The 20,938-nt window shown below is 71.0% G+C and carries 15 protein-coding genes; 6 read left to right on the top strand and 9 right to left on the bottom strand.

Annotated features, from left to right (window positions below; genetic code table 11):
- The first annotated feature begins 1 nt into the window (after window position 1).
- From nuoL to WA675_RS05535, 4 genes are all read left to right on the top strand, one after another.
- Window positions 2-1,888, top strand: a complete 1,887-nt coding sequence (gene nuoL / locus WA675_RS05550; RefSeq protein ID WP_336082475.1) for an NADH-quinone oxidoreductase subunit L — start codon at window positions 2-4, stop codon at window positions 1,886-1,888.
- The gene (locus WA675_RS05545) at window positions 1,885-3,507 is read left to right on the top strand and encodes an NADH-quinone oxidoreductase subunit M (RefSeq protein ID WP_336082474.1); all 1,623 of its coding nucleotides are present in this window, start codon (window positions 1,885-1,887) and stop codon (window positions 3,505-3,507) included. Before nuoL ends, WA675_RS05545 begins: the two co-directional genes overlap by 4 nt.
- Window positions 3,508-3,584: 77 nt before the next feature.
- Window positions 3,585-5,126 (top strand): NADH-quinone oxidoreductase subunit NuoN, encoded by a 1,542-nt coding sequence (gene nuoN, locus WA675_RS05540; RefSeq protein WP_336082836.1) that lies wholly within the window; start codon window positions 3,585-3,587, stop codon window positions 5,124-5,126.
- A complete protein-coding gene (locus WA675_RS05535) occupies window positions 5,123-5,749 on the top strand; it encodes a class I SAM-dependent methyltransferase (RefSeq protein ID WP_336082472.1) in 627 nt (208 codons plus the stop codon). The genes nuoN and WA675_RS05535 overlap by 4 nt, the downstream gene beginning before the upstream one ends.
- A gap of 15 nt (window positions 5,750-5,764) precedes the next feature.
- Here WA675_RS05535 and WA675_RS05530 read toward each other — a convergent pair whose 3' ends face one another.
- The gene (locus WA675_RS05530; RefSeq protein ID WP_336082470.1) at window positions 5,765-6,166 is read right to left on the bottom strand and encodes a PaaI family thioesterase; all 402 of its coding nucleotides are present in this window, start codon (window positions 6,164-6,166) and stop codon (window positions 5,765-5,767) included.
- A 48-nt stretch (window positions 6,167-6,214) separates the two neighbouring features.
- Between WA675_RS05530 and WA675_RS05525 the strand changes: the two genes are divergently transcribed.
- Window positions 6,215-9,511, top strand: coding sequence for a hypothetical protein (locus WA675_RS05525; protein WP_336082469.1), 3,297 nt, complete (start codon window positions 6,215-6,217; stop codon window positions 9,509-9,511).
- An 84-nt stretch (window positions 9,512-9,595) separates the two neighbouring features.
- Here WA675_RS05525 and WA675_RS05520 read toward each other — a convergent pair whose 3' ends face one another.
- From WA675_RS05520 to WA675_RS05505, 4 genes are all read right to left on the bottom strand, one after another.
- On the bottom strand, window positions 9,596-9,973 hold the full coding sequence (locus tag WA675_RS05520) for a hypothetical protein (RefSeq protein WP_336082467.1): 378 nt from the start codon (window positions 9,971-9,973) through the stop codon (window positions 9,596-9,598).
- A gap of 203 nt (window positions 9,974-10,176) precedes the next feature.
- Window positions 10,177-11,004, bottom strand: coding sequence for an alpha/beta fold hydrolase (locus WA675_RS05515; protein WP_336082466.1), 828 nt, complete (start codon window positions 11,002-11,004; stop codon window positions 10,177-10,179).
- Between the two features lie 79 nt (window positions 11,005-11,083).
- Complete coding sequence (locus tag WA675_RS05510) at window positions 11,084-12,496, bottom strand: three-helix bundle dimerization domain-containing protein (RefSeq protein WP_336082464.1); 1,413 nt, start codon at window positions 12,494-12,496, stop codon at window positions 11,084-11,086.
- 231 nt (window positions 12,497-12,727) lie between these two features.
- Entirely contained in the window at window positions 12,728-13,090 is a 363-nt protein-coding gene (locus WA675_RS05505; RefSeq protein WP_336082462.1) for an ArsR/SmtB family transcription factor, read from the bottom strand.
- Window positions 13,091-13,184: 94 nt separating this feature from the next.
- On the opposite strand from WA675_RS05505, the gene WA675_RS05500 reads away from it, so the two are divergent.
- Entirely contained in the window at window positions 13,185-15,131 is a 1,947-nt protein-coding gene (locus WA675_RS05500) for a heavy metal translocating P-type ATPase (protein WP_336082461.1), read from the top strand.
- On the opposite strand, the gene WA675_RS05495 is transcribed toward WA675_RS05500, so the two are convergent.
- From WA675_RS05495 to WA675_RS05480, 4 genes are all read right to left on the bottom strand, one after another.
- On the bottom strand, window positions 15,118-15,660 hold the full coding sequence (locus WA675_RS05495; RefSeq protein WP_336082460.1) for a DUF308 domain-containing protein: 543 nt from the start codon (window positions 15,658-15,660) through the stop codon (window positions 15,118-15,120). The genes WA675_RS05500 and WA675_RS05495 overlap by 14 nt on opposite strands.
- The gene (locus WA675_RS05490) at window positions 15,657-18,020 is read right to left on the bottom strand and encodes an excinuclease ABC subunit UvrA (RefSeq protein ID WP_336082458.1); all 2,364 of its coding nucleotides are present in this window, start codon (window positions 18,018-18,020) and stop codon (window positions 15,657-15,659) included. The genes WA675_RS05495 and WA675_RS05490 overlap by 4 nt, the downstream gene beginning before the upstream one ends.
- Window positions 18,021-18,111: 91 nt before the next feature.
- Window positions 18,112-19,317: a GNAT family N-acetyltransferase gene (locus tag WA675_RS05485; RefSeq protein ID WP_336082456.1), complete on the bottom strand. Its 1,206-nt coding sequence runs from the start codon at window positions 19,315-19,317 to the stop codon at window positions 18,112-18,114.
- Between the two features lie 63 nt (window positions 19,318-19,380).
- Window positions 19,381-20,841, bottom strand: a complete 1,461-nt coding sequence (locus tag WA675_RS05480) for a S8 family peptidase (RefSeq protein ID WP_336082454.1) — start codon at window positions 20,839-20,841, stop codon at window positions 19,381-19,383.
- Window positions 20,842-20,938: the final 97 nt, after the last annotated feature.

The raw sequence follows: 20,938 nt of genomic DNA, 5'->3' as shown, positions 1-20,938 counted from the left end.
CATGGGTACCGCAACGTTGTGGCTGCTGCCCGCCCTGCCGCTGGCGGGCGCGATCGTGCTGTTGCTGCTCGGGCGCCGCGCCGACCGCTGGGGCCACTACCTGGGCACCGCCGCCGCGCTGGCCGCGTTCGCGGTCGCGGCCGTCGCGTTCGCCGAGATGCTCGGCCGGGCCGACGCCGACCGCGCCATCCATCTGCAGCTGTTCGAATGGGTGCCCGCCGGGGCCTTGCGGGTCGGTTTCGGCCTGCAACTGGATCAGCTGTCGATCTGTTTCGCGCTGCTGATCACCGGCGTCGGCTCACTGATCCACCTGTACTCGATCGGCTACATGGGCCACGACGAGGGCAGGCGCCGCTTCTTCGGCTACCTCAACCTGTTCCTGGCCGCCATGTTGGTGCTGGTCCTGGCCGACAACTTCCTGGTGCTCTACCTCGGCTGGGAAGGCGTGGGTCTGGCGTCCTACCTGCTGATCGGGTTCTGGTACCACAAGCCCTCGGCGGCCACCGCGGCCAAGAAGGCGTTCGTGGTCAACCGGGTCGGTGACATGGGTCTGGCCATCGCCATGATGACCATGTTCGCGACCTTCGGCTCCTTCGACTTCCGCACCGTGTTCGCGGCCACCCCCGGCGCGAGCGAAGGCACCCTCACCGCGATCGGGCTGCTGCTCCTGCTGGCCGCCTGCGGTAAATCCGCGCAGGTGCCGCTGCAGTCCTGGCTCGGTGACGCGATGGAAGGTCCCACCCCGGTCTCGGCGCTCATCCACGCCGCGACCATGGTCACCGCCGGTGTCTACCTGATCGCGCGCGCCAACCCGATCTTCGACCTCGCCCCGAACGCCCGGCTGGCGGTGCTCGCGGTCGGCGCGGTGACGTTGCTATTCGGCGCGATCATCGGCTGCGCCAAAGACGACATCAAGAAGGCGCTGGCCGCCTCCACCATGAGCCAGATCGGGTACATGATCCTGGCCGTCGGCCTCGGCCCCGCCGGTTACGCCTTCGCGATCATGCACCTGCTCACCCACGGCTTCTTCAAGGCGGGCCTGTTCCTCGGCGCCGGTTCGGTCATGCACGCGATGAACGACGAGACCGACATGCGCCGCTACGGCGGGCTGCGCACGCTCATGCCGATCACCTTCGTCACCTTCGGCCTGGGCTATCTGGCCATCATCGGGGTGCCGCCGCTGTCCGGGTTCTTCTCCAAGGACAAGATCATCGAAGCCGCGTTCGACCACGGTGGCGGCGTCGGCATCCTGCTCGGCACGGTCACTCTCGTCGGCGCGGGCCTGACCGCGTTCTACATGACCCGCGTCATGCTGATGACCTTCTTCGGGCCGCGTCGCTGGCAGCCCGACACCCATCCGCACGAGGCGCCCGCGGTGATGACCGGCCCGATGATCCTGCTCGCGTTCGGTTCGGTCTTCGCGGGCGGCCTGTTCGTGTGGGGTTCCTCGCTGGTGAACTGGCTGGCTCCGGTCGTCGGCACCCACCACGCCGAACCGGTCATCCCGGCGGCGGTGGTCACCGGGCTCGCGCTGACCGTGGTGGTGATCGGTGTGGCCGTCGCCTACCGCGCCTACGCCGAGAGCCCCGTGCCCGAGACCGCACCCGAGAAGGTGAGTGTGCTGACCACCGCCGCCCGCAAGGATCTCTACGGTGACGCGATCAACGAGGCCGCGTTCGAACGCCCCGGCAAGTACCTGACCCGGGCGCTGGTATTCCTCGACGCGCGCGGTGTCGACGGGATCGTCAACGGGACCGCCGCCGCCATCGGTGGGCTGTCCGCGCGGATCCGCACGGTGCAAACCGGATTCGTCCGCTCCTATGCCCTGTCCATGTTCACCGGCGCGGCCCTGGTGGCCGCTGCCCTGCTGGCGGTGAGGTTCTGGTGAACTCGTTTCCCTGGCTGACAACGCTCTGGCTGGCCCCCGCGGTCGGCGCGGTCGCGGTGCTGCTGGTTCCCGCCGGACGGCGGACCCTGGCCCGCGCCCTGGCCTTCGCGGTCGCGATCGGTGTGCTCGCGCTCGCGATCACCCTCGCGGTGCGGTTCCAGCCCGGCGGCGAGCAATACCAGTTCGTCGAAGCCCACGAATGGATTCCGGCGTTCGGCGTCGGCTACACGCTGGGACTCGACGGCATCGCCACCGCGCTGGTGCTGCTCACCGCGGTGCTGCTGCCCTTGCTGATCCTGGCGGGCTGGCACGACGACCGCGCCGCCGGTGACGGCCGCAAGACCGTCCACCTCTACATGGCGCTGATGCTGCTGGTCGAGTCGATGGTGCTGATCTCGTTCCTGGCGCTGGACGTGCTGCTGTTCTACATCTTCTTCGAGGCCATGCTCATCCCGATGTACTTCCTCATCGGTGGCTTCGGTCCGCGCACCGACGATGCCGCGGTACGCGCCCAGCGGTCCCGCGCGGCGGTGAAGTTCCTGCTGTACAACCTGTTCGGCGGGCTGATCATGCTGGCCGCGGTGATCGGGCTCTACGTGCTCACCGCGCAGGCGGGACTGGGCACCGGCGCCGCGGGCACCTTCGATCTGCGCCTGATCGTCGCCGCGGTGCAGGACGGCAGCCTCGGCGGCAGCGCCGCGGTCCTGGATCTGCTGTTCCTCGGTTTCCTGTTCGCCTTCGCGGTCAAGGCGCCGCTGTGGCCGCTGCACACCTGGCTGCCCGACGCGGCGGTCTCGGCGACCCCGTCGAGCGCGGTGCTGATGATGGCGGTGGTCGACAAGGTCGGCACCTTCGGCATGCTGCGCTACTGCCTGCTGCTGTTCCCGCTCGCCTCGACCACCTTCGCGCCCCTGGTGATCACCCTCGCCGTCATCGGCATCATCTACGGTGCGCTGCTGGCCATCGGACAGACCGATGTGATGCGCCTGATCGCCTACACCTCGATCTCGCACTTCGGGTTCATCATCCTCGGCATCTTCGCGATGACCAGCCAGGCCCAGTCCGGTGCCACGCTGTACATGGTCAACCACGGGCTGTCCACGGCGGCACTGTTCCTCATCGCCGGGTTCCTCGTCTCGCGGCGTGGCACCCGGATGATCGCCGACTTCGGCGGAGTGCAGAAAGTCGCGCCGGTACTCGCGGGAACGTTCTTCATCGCCGGACTCGCCACCCTCTCCCTGCCGGGGTTGGCGCCGTTCGTCAGCGAGTTCCTGGTCCTCATCGGCACATTCAGCAAGTACAAGGTGGCCGCGGTGATCGCCACGGGCGCGCTGGTCCTGGCCGCGATCTACGTGCTGTGGATGTACCAGCGGATGATGACCGGCCCGCTGAAGAAGGGCAACGAGCACCTGCGTGATCTGGTGCCGCGCGAGCTGGCCGTCGTCGTGCCGCTGCTCGTGGCCCTGCTGGTGCTCGGCTTCTACCCGAAACCGATTCTCGACCTGGTGGATCCCGCGGTGGGACACACGCTCTCGACGATCGGTCAGCATGATCCCGCGCCGACGGTTCCCGCCCCGGAGGCGGGCGCGGCCACCCTGCCCGCAGGCGGACACCGATGAGGACGGACTTCGTGACCAGCAACGAGCTCGCCGCCACCCTGCCCGCACCGAGCATCGAATACCACCTGCTCGCGCCGATGCTGATCGTGTTCGCGGTCGGTGTCGTCGGTGTGCTCGTCGAGGCTTTCGTGCCGCGCCCGGCGCGGTATCTCACCCAGCTCGGTCTCGGCCTCGGCGGCGTGATCGGCGCCCTGGTGGCCGTGGTGCTGCTGTCGGGATCGCGCGCCACCGCGGCGGTGGGCGCGGTCGCCATCGACGGGGTGACCTTGTTCCTGCAGGGCACCATCCTGCTGGTCGCGTTGCTCGGGCTGCTGCTGATCGCCGAACGCGGCGCCGTGCCGCGGGCACGCAGCGGGCCGGGCACCTGGAGCCGCGCCGCGGCCACCCTCGAACGTGGCGTGGACGCGTTCACCCCGCAGGCCTCGGCGGTGCCGGGCAGTAAGGACGAGCTGGCCGCGGTACGCGCCGGGGTGTCGACCACCGAGGTCTTCCCGTTGACCATGCTGGCGCTGGGCGGTCTGCTGCTGTTTCCCGCCTCCAACGATCTGCTGACGATGTTCGTCGCGCTGGAAGTGCTGTCGCTGCCGCTGTATCTGCTGTGCGGGCTGGCCCGGCGCCGCAGGCTGCTGTCGCAGGAGGCGGCGCTCAAGTACTTCCTGCTCGGGGCGTTCTCCTCGGCGTTCTTCCTCTACGGTGTCGCCCTGCTCTACGGGCAGACCGGGACGGTGTCGCTGGCAGGCATCGGCGCGGCCATGGATCAGCGGCCCGAGGACGCGACGCTGGCGCTGCTCGGGATCGGGATGCTCGCGGTCGGGTTGCTGTTCAAGATCGGTGTCGTCCCGTTCCAGGCATGGGTGCCCGACGTGTATCAGGGTGCGCCGACACCGATCACCGGGTTCATGGCCGCGGCCACCAAGATCGCCGCGGTCGGCGCGACCATGCGGGTGCTGATGGTCGCCGTTCCCACGCTGGGTGACGATTGGCGGCCCGTGCTGGCCGCCATCGCGGTGGCGACCATGGTGGTCGGTGCGGTCATGGCGATCACCCAGACCGATGTGAAGCGCATGCTCGCCTACTCCTCGATCGCGCACGCCGGGTTCCTGCTGGTGGGTCTCGTCGCCGCCGACACCGCCGGAGTGGCCGCGGTGCTGTTCTATCTGCTGGCCTACGGGCTGGGCACGGTCGCCGCGTTCGCGGTGGTCACCCTGGTGCGTGACGGCTCCGGCGACGAAGCGACCGCGCTGTCGCATTGGGCCGGGCTCGGCCGCCGGTCCCCCTGGCTGGCCTCGGCGTTCGCATTGCTGCTGCTCTCGTTCGCCGGTCTGCCGTTGACCAGCGGTTTCGTCAGCAAGTTCGCGGTCTTCGCCGCCGCATCGGGCGCGGGCTACACCCCGCTGGTGGTCATCGGCGTGATCTGCTCGGCCATCGCCGCGTTCTTCTATGTGCGGGTGATCGTGCTGATGTTCTTCACCGACCCACCCGCCGACGCGCCCACCGTCACCGCGCCGTTCGCGACCACGCTCGTCATCGCCTTCGGTGCCGGTGCGACCGTGCTGCTCGGTGTGTTCCCGCAACCGGTGCTCGATCTCGCCGAACGCTGCGCCCAGTTCATCCGATGACCGACGCCGAGGACCGCCCATCGACCAGCCACGAACGTGCCAGCGGCAGGCCGTGGTCGGCCTCCTACCTCCCCGGCCCCGCACCCTGGGACATCGGTGCGCCGCAACCCGCGGTGGCCGAGCTGATCGCGGCGGGCGCGTTCACCGGGGAGGTCCTCGACGCTGGCTGCGGTACCGGCGACAACACCGTCGCCCTCGCCGCCCACGGCCTGCAGGTCGTGGGCATCGACGTCGCAGAACCCGCCCTCACCATCGCCCGCCGCAAAGCCGCCGACCACGGCCTAGATATCGAATTCACCCTGGCCGACGCTCTACGCCTGGACCGCCTGCACCGCCGCTTCGACACGATCCTCGACTCCGCCCTGTTCCACACCTTCGACTCCACCGAACAGTCCCGCTACGCCACCGGCCTCACCACCATCACCACCCCCGGCGCCACCGTCTACCTCCTGTGCTTCAGCGACACCGGCCCGAACCCCGGCCCTCACCCGGTCACCCGCACCGCCATCACAACAGCCTTCGCTTCCCCCGCCTGGCAGATCGCCACCATCGAACCCGCCCACCTGCGCACCCGCTTCGACGAAGCCAGCCCGGCGTGGCTGGCCACCATCCACCGACGCTAGTGGCGGGGTAGTCGGCTACAGGACCGCCTGGGTCTGGGTGATCTTGGCGGCGAGTTTGTCTTCGTCGTCGCGGATTTCGGTTTCGACGACGATGAAGCTGCGGCCCGCGTGGAGGGGGCGGGCGGTGGCGGTGGCGTGGCCGGAGCGGATCGCGCGCAGGAAGTTGGTTTTCGATTCGACGGTGGTGGTGCCCTGTTTGCCTTCCGACAGGTTCAGGTAGGCGCAGACCGCGCCGGTCGCGTCGGCCAGTGACATCAGGACGCCGCCGTGCAGGGCACCGCCCAGGGTGCACAGGGTCGGGTCCCAGGCCAGTCTGCTGCGCACGATCTGGGGGCTGTGTTCGAGTACCTCGATGCCGAGTCGTTCGGTGAACGGCATCGTCTGATGGAACAGCTGTGTCCCTTCGTGATCACTCATGTCCCGAGCATGCCAGTTCTTGTCGGACCCGGCGACTACCGTGGCGGCATGCAGACGGGGAGAGAACTGGTGGGCGGGGTCGCGGGAATGTCGGTGCCGCAACGCATGCGGACACTGGCCGCGACGGCACGGCGACTGGCGGGGACGCCGGAGCTGGATCGTTTGCTGGACGAGGTGGCCGCCGAGGGGTCTTCGGGGAGCCGGGTCGCCGGGTACCTGGCCTATGTCGGTGGCGCACGTGAATTCCTGCTGGCACAACTCGAGTCACCCGATCAGGCCGTCGCCGGTCCCGCCATGACCGCCCTGATCCGGCTCGGGATCGAACCGGGGATCGTGCTGGAACGGCTGCCGGGAATGTCGCAGCGGGTGCGCTATGCCGTGATCCGGGTGCTCGGCCGCGGCGATCGGCCCGCGCTCGCCGACGCGCTGGTTCCGCTGCTGCGGGAACGATTCGGTGATGCCGAAGCCGCGCGGGTGCTGCCGGGGTGCTCGGCCGCGGCGGTCGCCGGGTGGCTGCCCGATCTCGCCTACGCCGTCCCGAACTGGAACAGGCTGGGGCGGGCGCACATCGGTGTGGTCTTCGACTTCGTGCGGTCGCGGTCGGCGGGTGCGGGGCGCGCGGAGTGGCGGGAGTTGTGGTCGTGGTTGACGGCGAATCCGGTGGCCGCCGCCGGATTCGATCCGGATGGACTGCTGGCGCTGGCCGCCGAGGCCGTGGTCTCTGTGCCGCTCACCGAGCTCGACCCGGTGGCCGGTGTGCTCGCTCGTCATGATGTCGCGGCCGTGCGGCAGCTCATGCGCCATCCCAGCGGGCACGGCAGGGTGCTGGGTGGACCCGCTTTGTGGCGGGCGCTGCGCGCACTGCCCGACGACGACCTGCGCGAGCTGTATCTGGCCTGCCCGCTGGGGACTCGGCGCCGGTTCTTGCACACGATCCCGCCGTCCCAGCGTGCCGCGATCGCCGCGGCCGACCTCGTGCGCCCCGGCCGGGCTCCCGGCGAGGTCGACACCGCCGTGCTCGACGAGCTGCCCGGTCCCGCCCGGCATGCGGTGGCGCGGGAACTGCTCGCCCGGCCGGGCGCCACCGATGTGCCCGAGGTCGCCGACCGGCTCACCGCCCGCCTGCCCTGGGCGCAGGCGCGGCCCGTGCTCACCGAGGCGGTGCGACGACCCACGGCCGAGGAACGCGCACGGGCGTACCCGCTGCTGATCACCGCCGCCACGGGGAGTCGTGACCCCGAGGTGATCACGGATCTGCTCGGGGTGCTCGGGCGAATCCGCAACGAACAGGACCCGGTCCGTTCCAGCGCACTGCGGGCCTTGCGCATGGTGCCGATGTCGCTGTGGCGTGCGGAGCATCTGCCCGGTCTCGAGCAGATCGCCACCGACGCGCTGCAGGCCCGCGACCGCTCATGGGCGACAACGACCGCCGTGGCCTACCTGGCCCGCACCTTGCTGCTGTGCGGCAGTCATCGCGACGACCGCGCGTTCACCGACACCGCGCTGCGCGTACACACCCGGCTGGCGGAGGTGACGAGCGCGCCGAATCTGCGCGGCCTGCACCACAATCTGCCGCGCGGAGCCGAACAGAAGCTGGTCGCGGCGCTGCGCGATCGACTCGCCGCCGACGCCCAGCGCGACGCCTGGGACCTGTGCCTGGACCTGGCCGAAGGGCTCGCCCATCGCGCCTACGATCTGCCCGAGCTGCAACAGCTGCTCGTGCGCGCCGCCCGGTCGACCTCCGACGCGACCGTGCGCCACGCGGTGACGCTGGCGCTGGCCGCTCCCGCCACCCGCGACGCGCACCTGGACGAACTGCTGGCGCACGATCGCTCGCTGATCACGCTGCCATCGGTGCGGCACCACATCGCCACCCGCCGGACCGATCTGCTCGACGCCCTGCTCAACACGACCACGCCCGGCCGGTTCCTGCCCGCCGACGTGATCTTCGTGCCGATGTTCCACACCGGATTCCAGCGCTGGTCCGAACACCACCTCGACCGGTACGCGCGGCTGCTCGACGACCACGCGCGCGGCCGCGCGACCCAGCCGTATCAGCAGGCCGCGGCGGTGCGTGCGCTGGGCAGGCTGCCGGGCAGTCTCGCCCGGGTGCACTGGTTCGCCGAGCACGGCGAACTGGTCACCGCCGAAGCCGCGCTCACCGCGCTCGGCAGGAGCGACGAACCCGAGCGGGCCATCGAGATCCTGGCCGGTCACGTCGACGGTGACCGGGCGCGGGTGGCGGTCAGCAGTATCGCGGCGTGTGCGCGGGACCTCCCACCGGACCGCGTGTCCGTCGCTGTCACCCCGTTGCTCGCCTCCCGCAAGATCACCGCGGCGAAGGAAGGCATCCGGCTGCTGGCCGCACTGCGGGCACCCGACGCGACGACGGTGATGGCCGAACTGGTCCAGCGGCCCGACGCACACCGGGATGTACGCCGCGCCGCCGTGTTCGGCACCCGGTTCCTGCTCGACCAGGAGGCGGCATGGACGTTGCTCGGCCGGGCCGCCACCGATCCCGAGGTGGGCAGCGCGATCCTCGATATCCGGCCGTTCCTGGTGCCGGTGCCGCAGCGGACGCGGTTCGCGGCGTTCGTGCGGGATCTGGCCGCGCAGTCCGATCCGCGGCTGGCCGGTCCGGCCCTCGGCGCGCTGAGCGGCTGGCAGCGGTGGGCGCCACCGGGCACCGATGGCGTGATCGTCGACCAGCTCAGCGATCTCGACCGGATCGGGGTGTGGCGAGACGCCGTACAGGCGCTGTTGGCGGGTGTGCGCGAGTCCGGTGATGTCACCACGCTGTCGACCGCGCTGGTCCGGTTGCGCGCCGACGGGTTCACCGCACCCGGCCGGGATCTGCCCGCGCACCAGCGGCTCTCGGCGCTGCTGTCCGGGTTCGTGCCGCTGCTTCGCACCGTCGACGAGCTCCGGCCGCTGGCCGCTCCGGTGGCGGAACTGCTGGCCGATGACCCGCTCTGGCACGACGAGCTCATCCAGCTGAGAGTCGCCGCCGTGCGCTGGACCGACCCGGCCGGAGTCATCGACCTCTTCGACGCGGTCGCGCCCTACGCCACCGGAGCTCTGGTGACCCGGCCCGCCCAGCACCTCTCCCAGCGCCTCCACGACGGCGTCACTTCCACCGCCCCGGAGGTGCTGCACACGCTCAGTGCGGAGCTCGCCGCCAGTCCGGCACCCGCCACGGTCCTGGCCGCCGTCGCGATCATCGGCAGGTGCGGGCCGCAGTTCGGTTGGTCGAACGGCTGGATCGACCTGTTGGCCCGGTTACGCGACCATCCCGATCTCGATGTCCGCCGTGCCGCGCACACGGTGTTCACCGAGCCCGAATAGCCGCGCCTCTACGGGTCGATTGCCCGGCCACCCGCGACAGGTAGGCAGGGTGTCGGGGCCGGGGCCGTCGGCACCCTGCGATGATCAGCGCGGGTGACGCGGTGGCGGTTTGGCCACGGTCACCGTCTCGGTAACTCGTGGGGCCACGGTCTCGGCGATGTACACCGGTTCGTTCACCACGGTCTTGTACACCGTCGCGGGCTGATTGCGGGAGGTCTCCGTCTTCGTGACCACGACCAGTGTGGTCGGTGGCGCGCCCGATCCCGACGGGCGCAGCAGCGGCACCAGCACGGTGGTCCGCGACTGGGTCACGGTCGTGCGGGTGCTCTTCAGCGTCGTGGTCGTGGTGTAGGTCTTGGTCACCGTGTGCGGGCTCTTGCGCAGGAGTTCACCGGCCGACGCCGGGCCGGTCGAGGCCACGACCCCGACCGAGACCGCCAGCCCGGCACAGACCGCGGCCACACCACCCAGAGCGGCGGACCCTCGACCCGATCGTGCGAAACGCAGGAGACTCTCCGTGCTGGGCAGCAAATCAGGCTTCCCTTCAGCTGGCAGGCGAAGGCCGACGGGTATCGGCGCGTCACCATTTTCGCAGGTAGGAAGGCTTCCGCCGCGACGACACGCTGACATCCGCAGTGCCTGCGAACTTGCATCGACTGCCGAAATCAGGATGCGTCGAGCACCTCCTGCAGCCGGGCCGCGAACTCGGCCGGATGATCCACGAACCCGATGTGGTCGCCGGGGAACAGGACCGGCTCGACCCCCAGCTCGGCGCCGAGCCGCCGGGAGGTGTGATCGCAGAACTGTCCGGTGGACTCGGCGCCGATGCCGATGAGCACCCGGGTCGGGACCGAACCCAGCAGCGGCGGATCGGGCACCCACGCGGTGGTGGGACGCAGTTCGTGGGCGAACCAGTAGCGTTCGCTGGCCACCTGCTGGGCATCGCGTTCGCCACCGAACATCTGCGCCACCACCTCCGGCGGGATCCCGAGAGCGGCTTGGTCGAAGAACTTCTGCCAGGCGCCGACCACATCGCCGGTGGCGTAGGTGGCGATGATGTCCTCGGTGCGGGCACGCTCGGCGTCGGCGTCGGGCAGCAGTTCACGCAGGGGCGGTTCGTGGGCGACGACGGTGGTGACCAGATCGGGGTGCTGCTGGGCCAGCGCCAGCGCGCTCACCGCGCCGCCGCTGGACCCGAACACCACCGCCGGACCCACGTCCAGGTGGGTGATCAGGCGGGCCAGGTCCGCGGCGCGGTCGAGTACCGCCGAATCCCGGTCGGGGTTGTCGAGGGGGCTGGCGAAGTGGCCGCGCGGATCGGTGGTCAGCACGGTGTTGGTGGCGGCGAGGTGTTGCGCCAGCGGCGCGAACGAGGCGGCGTTCATCGGCGCGCCGACCAGCACGATCAGCGGGCCCGAGCCCCTGACCTCGTAGTACAGGCGGGCATCGGGCACCGCGATGGTGCCGGTGGTGACAGCGGAGCTGGCGGTCATGAGGCTCTCCCGGATCTCGGCTACAGGTAGCACTCATAGAGACGGGGCGTGCCGGGAGAACTCATCGGCGGCGCGGAAATCAGTTGTAGGAGGCGGCGACTCCGTCGAGCAGATGTTCGAGGGTGTCGTAGGCGGGGACGTCGACGATGTCGATCAGCTCCGTCGGGACGGGCACCGCGTGTTCGGCGGCGACGGCGCTGAACTGGGCGTTGTCGCCGGTGCGGAACCCGTGTTCGGCAGCGAGGCGGCGCAGGTCCGGGTTCTCGCCGAGCAGGGCGCCGATCTTGTCGCCGGTGCCGGTCAGCGGGACCAGGGTGTGGTTGGACAGCACGGTCGGGGTCGGGTAGGCCAGCACCATGTCCGGGGTGATGCGCCCCTGGGCCGCGGCCCCGACGAACTGGGCCTCGTAGATGCACACCAGCGGGGTGGGGCCCATGCCGTTGGCCAGGTACTGGTTGAACGGGCCCTCGCTGCTGTTGTCGGTGTAGCCCTGGGCGAGGAACAGTTTCGACAGCGCGGGCAGCACGTGCGCTTCGGCGGTGGCGCCGCGCACGATGGTGTGGTCGTTGGCCACGTAGCTCGCGATCGACAGGTACATGGCCGCGGAGTTGGAGCTGCGCGGGTCGGTGGTCGAGACCAGGATGTTCTTGGCCACGGGGTAGGTGGTGTTGCCGGGCAGGTCGTCCCACTGCACGCCACCGGCGGTCAGTTCCAGGTATTTGTTCATGTCGAAGGTGGTGACCGGGCCCGGCACGATCACCCCGGCCGCGGTGAGCAGGTCGGCGATCGGACGGTAGGTGGCGATGGCGATCGGCGAGGAGAACGGCGTGTACTTGGTGGTGATCCCCCGCTGACGCTGGATGCGCTCGGCGGCCGGGCTGCTCGACGGGAACGCGAAATCGTAGCGGTCCAGGTCGACGGTGGTGGCGATCTGACGCGATCCGGCCGGTTCCACCTCCACGCGCACCCCGTGTTCGGCCAGCACCCGTACCACGCGCTCGTCGGCGAAGAACGCCATCTTCTCCGAGCCCACCACCCCGCGCACCACCGTGAGCGCGGCCGGTGCCGCCGCGGGCGCCTCCCCGCCGCCGGGCCACAGCACAGCCCCGGCCGTGACGGCGACGACCACCCCGGCCGCGCCGATCGTCAGCGGCAGCACCGCGCGCCTGCTCACGCCGCGCCGGTGTTCCCCGGCCGGGCTGCGGTGCGCCGGTTCGGTTTTCGTCAGCCGGACCGTGGCCGGTGCGGGGACCCGCACGGTCGGGTCGGGGTCGGCCAGTTCGCGACGTACGATCCGCTCGACGAGGATCGGCACGTACTCCCGGATCGGTTTGCCGTCGAAACGCGTATGCGCGGCACCCACCGCCGAGGTCACCTGGTCGACGGGCACGTTCTCGGACAGGTCTTCGACCAGACTCTCGGTCATACGCCGCATGGCCAGCTCTTCTCGCTGGACGACATCGGCTGCTATGCCGGGGGTTACGCGCGACACCACATTCTCCTGGGCTCAGATCGGCTGCGGACGCGGCGCGGCGACCGGGCCCTCCCGTGCGCACGCCGCGGGCCACGCTACCGGCGGGCAGCACAGTTACCCCAGCTGTGAACCGCCGGGCACGCAGAGTTCAACACCCGCTCCGCCGCCCGCCATCCGGCGTTGTCCGGATGTTCGTCCACGGGCCGAAAAGCGCTCCGCGAGTGCGTGATTCGCGTCCCGGACGGGCGGTCAGCTCGCGGCGTCGGGGCGCTCGGCCAGGCCCAGGCGCAGGTGTTCGCTGTGGTAGACGGCTTCGTCGAGCAGCTGGGCGACGTGGTTGTCGTAGAGGGTGTAGACGATGCTGCGCCCGGCGCGGGTGCCGGTGACCAGGCCGAGGTTGCGCAGCAGCCGCAATTGGTGGGAGACGGCGGACTGTTCCATGCCCACCGCGTCGGCGAGCTCGGTGACCGGGCGCGGGCCCTGGCGCAGTTCGCTCAGGATCAGCAGCCGGCTCGGGGTGGCCAGGGCCTGCAAGGTCGTGGCGACGTGCGCGGCGGCGTCCGCGTCGAGCCGTCCGATCGGCCGGTCGTGGCCGTCGACACCGTGTCCCATGGCCGCAGTCTAACCCGCGAGCAACACATGAATACCTCTTCATTTGTTCTGTTATTGTCGCGGTGTCCATCCCCTGACCTTCCGGAGGTGCCCCGTGGCCTCGTCCACCGCCACGCCCGTCCGCCCCGCCACCCGCCCGGTGCTCGCCGGGCGGCGCACCCGGTGGACGGCGCTGCCCGAGATGCGCTGGGCCGCCGCGGCGACGGGACTGTTCGTCCTCGGCGGCCTCGCCCAGCTCGCCGGGACACCGTCGTGGCTGTGGTGGACGCTGTATCTGGCCTGCTACGCCACCGGCGGCTGGGAACCCGGGCTGGCGGGCCTGCGCGCACTGCGCGAGAAAACCCTCGATGTCGACCTGCTGATGGTGGTGGCCGCGCTCGGCGCCGCCGCGCTCGGGCAGGTCTTCGACGGGGCGCTGCTCATCGTCATCTTCGCCACCTCCGGCGCGCTCGAAGCGCTGGCCACCGCCCGCACCGAGGACTCCGTGCGCGGCCTGCTCGACCTCACTCCCGACACCGCGACCGTGCTCACCGACGACGGCGAACACACGGTCGCGGCCGCCGGGCTCGAGATCGGCGCGCTGGTGCTGGTCCGCCCGGGTGCGCGGATCCCGGCGGACGGGTGCGTCATCGACGGGGCCAGCGATGTCGACCAGGCCACCGTCACCGGCGAATCCCTGCCGGTCGACAAACACCCGGGCGACACCGTGTTCGCGGGCACCCTCAACGGCACCGGCGTGCTGCGGGTGCGGGTCCAGCGGCGCGCCGAGGACTCGGTGGTGGCACGCATCGCCGGACTGGTCGAGGAGGCGAGCCGGACCAGCGCGAAGCGGCAGCTGTTCATCGAGAAGATCGAGCAGCGCTATTCGCTGGGCATGGTCGTAGCCACCCTCGCGGTGTTCCTGGTGCCGCTGGGTTTCGGTGCGACACTGCAGGACGCGCTGCTGCGCGCGATGACGTTCATGATCGTCGCCTCCCCCTGCGCGGTGGTGCTGGCCACCATGCCGCCGCTGCTCGCGGCCATCGCCACCGCGGGCCGCCACGGTGTGCTGGTCAAGTCCGCGGTGGTGATGGAAGAACTCGGCACCACCACCCGGGTCGTGTTCGACAAGACCGGCACCCTCACCCGCGGCGTGCCGGTCCTCGGCGAGATCGCGGTACTCGACACGGCCACCGGCGAGGACGAGGCGCTGCGCCTGGCCGCGGCCGCCGAACATTCCAGCGAACATCCCCTGGCCAGCGCGATCGTGGACGCGGCCCGGGAACGGGACCTGCCCCTGCCGCTCGCGCACGACTTCGCCGCCCAACCCGGACGTGGGGTGCGCGCCCGGATCGAGGGCAGCGTCGTCCAGGTGGGCTCCCCGGCCCTGCTGGCCACCGCGCACCCCGTGGTCGCCGAGCTGCAGGCCCGCGGGCACACCGCTGTCGTCGTCCTCCGTGACCACACCCCGATCGCGGTGCTCGGCATCACCGACCAGGTCCGCCCCGATGCCGCCACCACCGTCGCCGCGGTCACCCAAACCACCGGTGCCGCCCCGATTCTGCTCACCGGCGACAACCCGGTCACCGCCGCCTCGCTGGCCCGCCGCGTCGGCATCGACGAGGTACGGGCCGAACTGCTGCCGGAGGACAAGGTGCGCGCGGTGCGGGCCCTGCACGCGGCCGGGGAGCGGGTGGCGATGGTCGGCGACGGTATCAACGACGCGCCCGCGCTGGCGGCCGCGCCGGTCGGGATCGCGATGGGTGGCGCCGGATCCGATCTGGCCTTGCAGAGCGCCGATGTGGTGATCGTGCGCGACGACCTCACCAGCATTCCCGCCCTGGTGCGGCTCTCGCGCCGCGCGCACCGGGTGGTGCTGGCGAATCTGGTCATCGCGGGCGGGTTCATCGCCGTGCTGGTGGTGTGGGATCTGGTCGGGCATCTGCCGCTGCCGTTGGGGGTGGCCGGGCACGAGGGGTCCACGGTGCTGGTCGGGCTCAACGGTCTCCGCCTGCTGCGTTCGAAGGCGTGGCGTGATGCGGTCGAGCTCAGGGGCCGGTGACCGGTCCGCGCAGCGCGGACCGCAGCAGCCCGCCGGTCAGCAGCTCGAGCACCCCGATGATCAGCAGCGCCGCCCCGGCCAGGGTCGCCAATCCGGTGACGGTCTCGAATTTCATGGCGATCACCACGATCCCGATGACCGCGGTCACCACCCCGCACACCTCGTGCAGCGCGCCACCGGCGAGCCCGTCGTCCCAGGCCGCGACCAGCGCCTGCACGGTCCCGCGCACCGCCCACCCGATCCCGATCCACAGCGCCAGCAGCTCGATCGTGCCCCCGCTGAAGGCCAGCATGGCCAGAATGCCGGTGAGGGTCGCGCTGACCACCACCAGTCCCCGCAACCAGATCGCCATCCGCGCCGAGAACGCCAGATACACCTGCATCCCCGCGCTCACCAGCAACGCGGTGCCGAACACCAACGCCAACGTGGCGGTGCTGCGGCCCGGCCACAACAGCAGCACCAGCCCGAGCAGGAACGAACAACTCCCCGCGACCAGCATGGCCCGGCGGGTGCCGTCGCGCCCGCTCATCCGGTGTGCTCCCGCAGGAACGGCGCGGTCCGGCTGACCGGATCGGCCGCGACCTGCCGCGGTGTCCCGTGCGCCACGATCCGCCCACCCTGCGCGCCGCCACCGGGACCCATGTCGATCACCTGGTCCGCCCGCGCGACAACGGTCATCTCGTGCTCGACCACGACCACCGTGGCACCGGTGTCGACGAGCGAATCGAGCTGGGCGAGCAGCACATCGGTGTCGGCGGGGTGCAGGCCGGTGGTCGGTTCGTCGAGCAGGTAGACGGTGTCGCCGCGCCGTACCCGCTGTAGTTCGGTGGCCAGTCTCACCCGTTGCGCCTCCCCGCCGGACAGCTCGGTCGCCGGTTGTCCCAGCCGCAGATAGCCCAGCCCGACCTCGGCGAGAGTGCGCAGTGCACGGGCCACAGCCGGGACGTCGGCGAGGAATTCGGCCGCGGCGTCCACGGTCAGATCCAGCACTTCGGCGATGGTGGTGTCGCGGTAGGTGATCTCGAGAGTTTCGGGGTTGTAGCGGGCGCCGTGACAGTCCGGGCAGGGACTGTAGGTGCTGGGCAGGAACAGCAGTTCCACCGTGATGTAGCCCTCGCCCTGGCAGGTGGGGCAGCGGCCATCGGCGACATTGAACGAGAACCGCCCCACCCCGTATCCGCGCGCCCGCGCCTGCGGGGTGTCGGCGAAGAGCTTGCGGACAGTGTCGAACAGGCCGGTGTAGGTCGCCAGGTTCGAGCGTGGGGTCCGCCCGATCGGCGCCTGATCCACCTCGACCACCCGGCCGATCGCGGCATCCGCCTCGGCGGCGCTCGACACCGCGTGCAGCAGCGTCGATTTCCCCGCACCGGAGACTCCGGTGATCGCGGTGAACACCCCCAGCGGCACATCGACATCGAGACCGACGAGATTGTGCCGGGTGATCCCCCGCACCGCCAGAGTCCCCGTGGGCACGCGTTCGCGGCGGGCGGGCGGAACGATCTCGCCGAACAGGTACGGGCGGGTCACCGATTCGGTCACCGTCCGCAAGCCCGCGACCTCCCCGCTGTAGAGCACCTGTCCCCCGTGCACGCCCGCGCCGGGCCCGATATCGATCAGCCAGTCCGCGTGCCGCACCACGTCGAGATCGTGTTCGACCAGGAACACGCTGTTGCCGGAGTCCTTGAGCCGGTCCAGCACCGTCGTCAGCGCCGCGGTGTCGGCGGGATGCAGACCGGCCGAGGGTTCGTCGAGAATGTAGACGACACCGAACAATCCCGACCGCAACTGCCCGGCCAGCCGCAACCGCTGCAACTCCCCACCCGACAGCGTCGGGCTCTCCCGATCCACACTGAGATAGCCGAGCCCCAGCTCGATCAGCACATCCAGCCGTGAGGTGAGGTCCTGGGTGAGCACGGCGACCGCGGCGGTGCCCGCGGTGTACGGGCGCAGGATCTCGGCGAGCTCGCTGATCGGCAGTTCGGCCAGTTCGGTGATGTTGTGACCGGCGAAGGTCACCGCGAGCGCTTCGGGTTTCAGCCGCCGCCCGGCACACACCGGGCAGACCGCGGTGTGCAGGAATTCCGCCGCCCTGGCGCGGGTCTTCTCGCTCTTGGACTCGGCGTGCGCGCGCCGCAGCAGCCGTTCGGCGCTGGTGTAGGTGCCCTGGTAGGGGCGGTGGATGCGGTGCGGTTCCCGCTCGGGTTCTACGGTGACGACCGGACTGTCGGCGGTGAACAGGATCCATTCGCGTGCGGCGGGCGCGAGTTCGCGCCACGGACGGTCGATGTCGTAGCCCAGCGCGGCGAGCACGTCCCGCAGGTTCTTGCCCTGCCACGCCCCCGGCCAGGACGCGATCGCGCCCTCGCGGATGCTCAGCGACGGATCGGGCACCATCGACGCCTCGGTCGCCTCGTGCACCACGCCCTGCCCATGACAGCGCGGACAGGCGCCCTCGACCGTGTTGGGGGAGAACGCGTCCGAGTACAGCCGGTTGGTGCCCTCCGGATAGTGGCCGGGCCCGGTTCTGGCCGGGCCGGGCGGATAGTCACCTTCGCGCGACATCAGCATCCGCAGGGTGTTCGAGATCGCGGTGACCGTGCCCACGGTCGACCGCGAGGACGGCGCCGACCGGCGTTGCGCGAGCGCCACCGTCGGCGGCAGCCCGGTCACCTCGTCCACATCGGGCGCCTCGACCTGATGCAGCAATCGCCGGGCATACGGCGCCACCGATTCCAGATACCGCCGCTGCGATTCCGCGTACAGGGTGCCGAAGGCCAGCGACGACTTGCCCGACCCCGAGACACCGGTGAACGCGACCAGCGCGTTGCGCGGCATCGCCGCGCTCACCTCGCGCAGATTGTGGACCCGGGCGCCCCGCACCCGAACCATGGGATCGACCTCGCGCGAATCCACAGCTACCGAGATTACGCGGTCACACCCCGCTCCGGATGCCGCACACGCTGGGCTTTTCCGGCCGGGGTCAGAAGAACCAGCCCAGTTCGGGTGCCCGTTCGGCGGCGAACGCGGCGTCGAACGCGGTCAGTGCCGCCGGGTTCTCGACGCGGACGCGGTGCGCGGCCGCCAGCCTGCCCGCCCGGTGCGCGCCGAAATAGAGCGCGCCCAGGACATTGATGTCCAGGCCCAGATCGGCCGGTCGGGTGGTGGGTGCGCACTCGGCGACGCCGTCGCGCACCCGTAGCGCGAACCGGCCGCCCGCCGTGCGGAACGGGTCGTGGACCTCGACGACGGTATCGAGATCACCGCTGTAGCGACGCGCGGTCAATGCCGCGGGAACGTCCATGACCCGTGCCCACAGCGCGTCGCTGCGGTCGGTGACCCGCACGGTGCGCGGGTCGGCGAACAGGTAGGGCAGCGGATCGTTCTCGGCGAGGGTGGCTTCCACCCGGTCCACCAGGTCCAGGCCGAGCAGGACCCGCCACAGCGCCGCGTGCGCGTGCGGCGTCACCGCGCGCAATTCCGACACCGTGACCACCGACTCGCGCCCCTCGTGACGGCGCCGATACAGCGCGTACCCGTCGGGATGGGTCAGCACGAACACCGACGACGCCCCTGACCGATGGCCCTCGAGGTCGGCGAACATCAAGGCCCACTTCGCCTCCGGCCGCTGCTGCGCGCCCGCGGTCCGGCGCTGCCAGCGCTCGTAGACCGCGCGGATCTGCGGGGCCGCATCGGCCAGGGTGGACATGAGGACGCCGCCCGGATCGGGGGTGGTGGACCGGAACTCGGCCCGGTGCCGATCGATGGCGACGGTGGTGTCCGTGATGGCCGGGTCGTAGCCGAAGCGGCCGTAGATCGTGCCTTCGCTGGCGGTGAAGATCGTCAACGGCAACCCGTCGGCCTCGGTGCGCGCGTGCTGGGCCGTGTACAGGGCACGCAGCAGGCCGCGACGGCGGTGGGTCGGCGCCACCGCTACCGCCGAGACACCACACGCGCGGACGGTGCGGTCACCGGGGACAGTCACCGTCATCGTGATGTCGACGGTGTGGCCCACCACCTGTCCGGCATCCACGGCCACCAGGGCGCGCTCCACCGGGAACAACGCGCGCCGGTGACCGAGTTCCTCACTGGTCTGCCTGCGACCGAAAGCGGTGGCGAGCAGTTCGGCGATGCCGTCCTGATCGCTGGCACCGGCCGCCCGCACGCTGATGCTGTTCCCCGAAGACATCCCCGTACCCTCCCACGCGTCACCGCTGGACACACCTGAATTTCCGGGCGGCCTGCCCGGTGATCAGGGCGTGGCGCCGTGTTCCATCATCGCGCGCAGGTCCGGCAGCGCGCCGATGCGCTGGGTCACCGGCCGTCCGGGTGCCGCGGTCTGCGGGGATCCGGTCGCCCGCAGCAGGGCCCGGACCTGCTCGGGCGTCGCCCGGGTCCCGGTCCGCGCCAGCATCCCCTGGTAGGCCGCGATCGCGCCGACCACGATCGGTGACGCGCTGGAGGTGCCGCTGAACTCGTCGGTGTACCACAGGTCTTCGTCGGGTCCGCCCTGGAGATCGCCGTAGCCGGTGGTGGTGACCTCCCGCCCCCACCCCTGCGTGTCCACGCGTGCCCCGTAGTTGGAGAACGCCAGTCGGGAACGGGCCGGACCGTGATCGCGGCCGTGCAGACCCCGCGGTGGGGCGCCCGCGCCGACCACGATCGCACCGGAGTCGGCCGCACTGCCCCGCAGCGGATTGCGCCAGTCGGCGGGGAAATCGGCGGGACGGGTCTCATAGACCGGGTCGTCGAAGTTCTCACCCCCGTTGCCCGCGGCCTCGACCACGATGACACCGCGCCCGACCGCGTACCGCACGGCCGCGAAATCGTCGGGCCACCACTCCACCGCGATGTAGCCGCGCTGATCCCCGGTGGCGCGGTAGCCGAATCGCGGTCCGGGCCGGTGCAGTTCGATCAGCAGCACATCACCGGGATCCAGGGCGTCGGCGGCCGAGCGGATGGCGGTCGCCGAGCCGATCCCGAAGATCGACACAGCCCGGATGTGTGCCTCGGGAGCGATACCGGTGATCCCGAAGGCGTTGAGGTCGCCGCTGATCTCCCCGGCGACCGCGGTGCCGTGGTTGCGCCAGCCGAGATCGTCGGCGGCGCTCCCGCCGATCACCCCGCCCTGGTTCTGGCGCAGGTCCTCGTGGGTGAACCGCCACGCGCCCTCCACGTCGATCACCCGCACCCCGGTGCCGAGCCCGCCGGGCCTGGTCTGGGCCCACACGGCGTCGATCCCGGTCGGGCCCGCGTCCAGATAGGCCTGGCGGGGACGGAAATCGGGGGTCACCGCCGGGGCCTCCGCGGCGACAGTGTTCGCGGCCAGCGGCGCGAGCGGCGGTTCGGCCGCGGGCTTGACGTAGGCCGCGGCCACGGTGTCGTCCGCGCGCAGCCGCTCCGCGAGCTCATCGAGATCGCCTGCCGCGCCGCGCACGGTGTAGTAGCTGAGGTAGTCACCGGCCGACGGTGCCTGCGGTGTCTCGGCGAGCCGGTCGGCCAGCCGGTTGCCGGGGCCGAAGATCGGTTCCAGACGCGCTGTCGCGGGCAGGATCTCGTCGACGTGCCCTCGCACCGACCGGTTCTCCCGCAGCGCGCGGGCGGTGATCTCGGGACCGGTCGGCGCGGTGAGCACGACCAGTTCGCCGGGCGGGACCGCGGCGGCGGGCGCCCCCGGTCGCTGGTGTCTGCGAGGTCTAGCGGTGGAGGCCATGGGTATCAGTGAACCGGGCGCCGGGCGCGTCCGCTACCGTTCACCCGCACACGCGGGACGCGACACGCCGCCCGCGGATACCCGGTGACGGGTTTGC

This window comes from Nocardia sp. SSK8 (assembly GCF_037034205.1).
GTDB lineage: Bacteria > Actinomycetota > Actinomycetes > Mycobacteriales > Mycobacteriaceae > Nocardia.
The sequence above is the reverse complement of the archived record's forward strand: the minus strand, read 5'-3'. Positions and strand labels throughout refer to the sequence as shown.

Bases quoted from the DNA above. Each gene is read 5' to 3' on its own strand.
- WA675_RS05495 (WP_336082460.1), bottom strand. From the start codon at position 15,660: ATGAGCGGGCGCGACGGCACCCGCCGGGCCATGCTGGTCGCGGGGAGT.
- WA675_RS05480 (WP_336082454.1), bottom strand. From the start codon at position 20,841: ATGGCCTCCACCGCTAGACCTCGCAGACACCAGCGACCGGGGGCGCCC.
- WA675_RS05505 (WP_336082462.1), bottom strand. From the start codon at position 13,090: ATGGGACACGGTGTCGACGGCCACGACCGGCCGATCGGACGGCTCGAC.
- WA675_RS05525 (WP_336082469.1), top strand. From the start codon at position 6,215: ATGCAGACGGGGAGAGAACTGGTGGGCGGGGTCGCGGGAATGTCGGTG.
- WA675_RS05515 (WP_336082466.1), bottom strand. From the start codon at position 11,004: ATGACCGCCAGCTCCGCTGTCACCACCGGCACCATCGCGGTGCCCGAT.
- WA675_RS05530 (WP_336082470.1), bottom strand. From the start codon at position 6,166: ATGAGTGATCACGAAGGGACACAGCTGTTCCATCAGACGATGCCGTTC.
- WA675_RS05485 (WP_336082456.1), bottom strand. From the start codon at position 19,317: ATGTCTTCGGGGAACAGCATCAGCGTGCGGGCGGCCGGTGCCAGCGAT.
- nuoL (WP_336082475.1), top strand. From the start codon at position 2: ATGGGTACCGCAACGTTGTGGCTGCTGCCCGCCCTGCCGCTGGCGGGC.
- WA675_RS05490 (WP_336082458.1), bottom strand. From the start codon at position 18,020: ATGGTTCGGGTGCGGGGCGCCCGGGTCCACAATCTGCGCGAGGTGAGC.
- nuoN (WP_336082836.1), top strand. From the start codon at position 3,585: ATGCTGATCGTGTTCGCGGTCGGTGTCGTCGGTGTGCTCGTCGAGGCT.
- WA675_RS05535 (WP_336082472.1), top strand. From the start codon at position 5,123: ATGACCGACGCCGAGGACCGCCCATCGACCAGCCACGAACGTGCCAGC.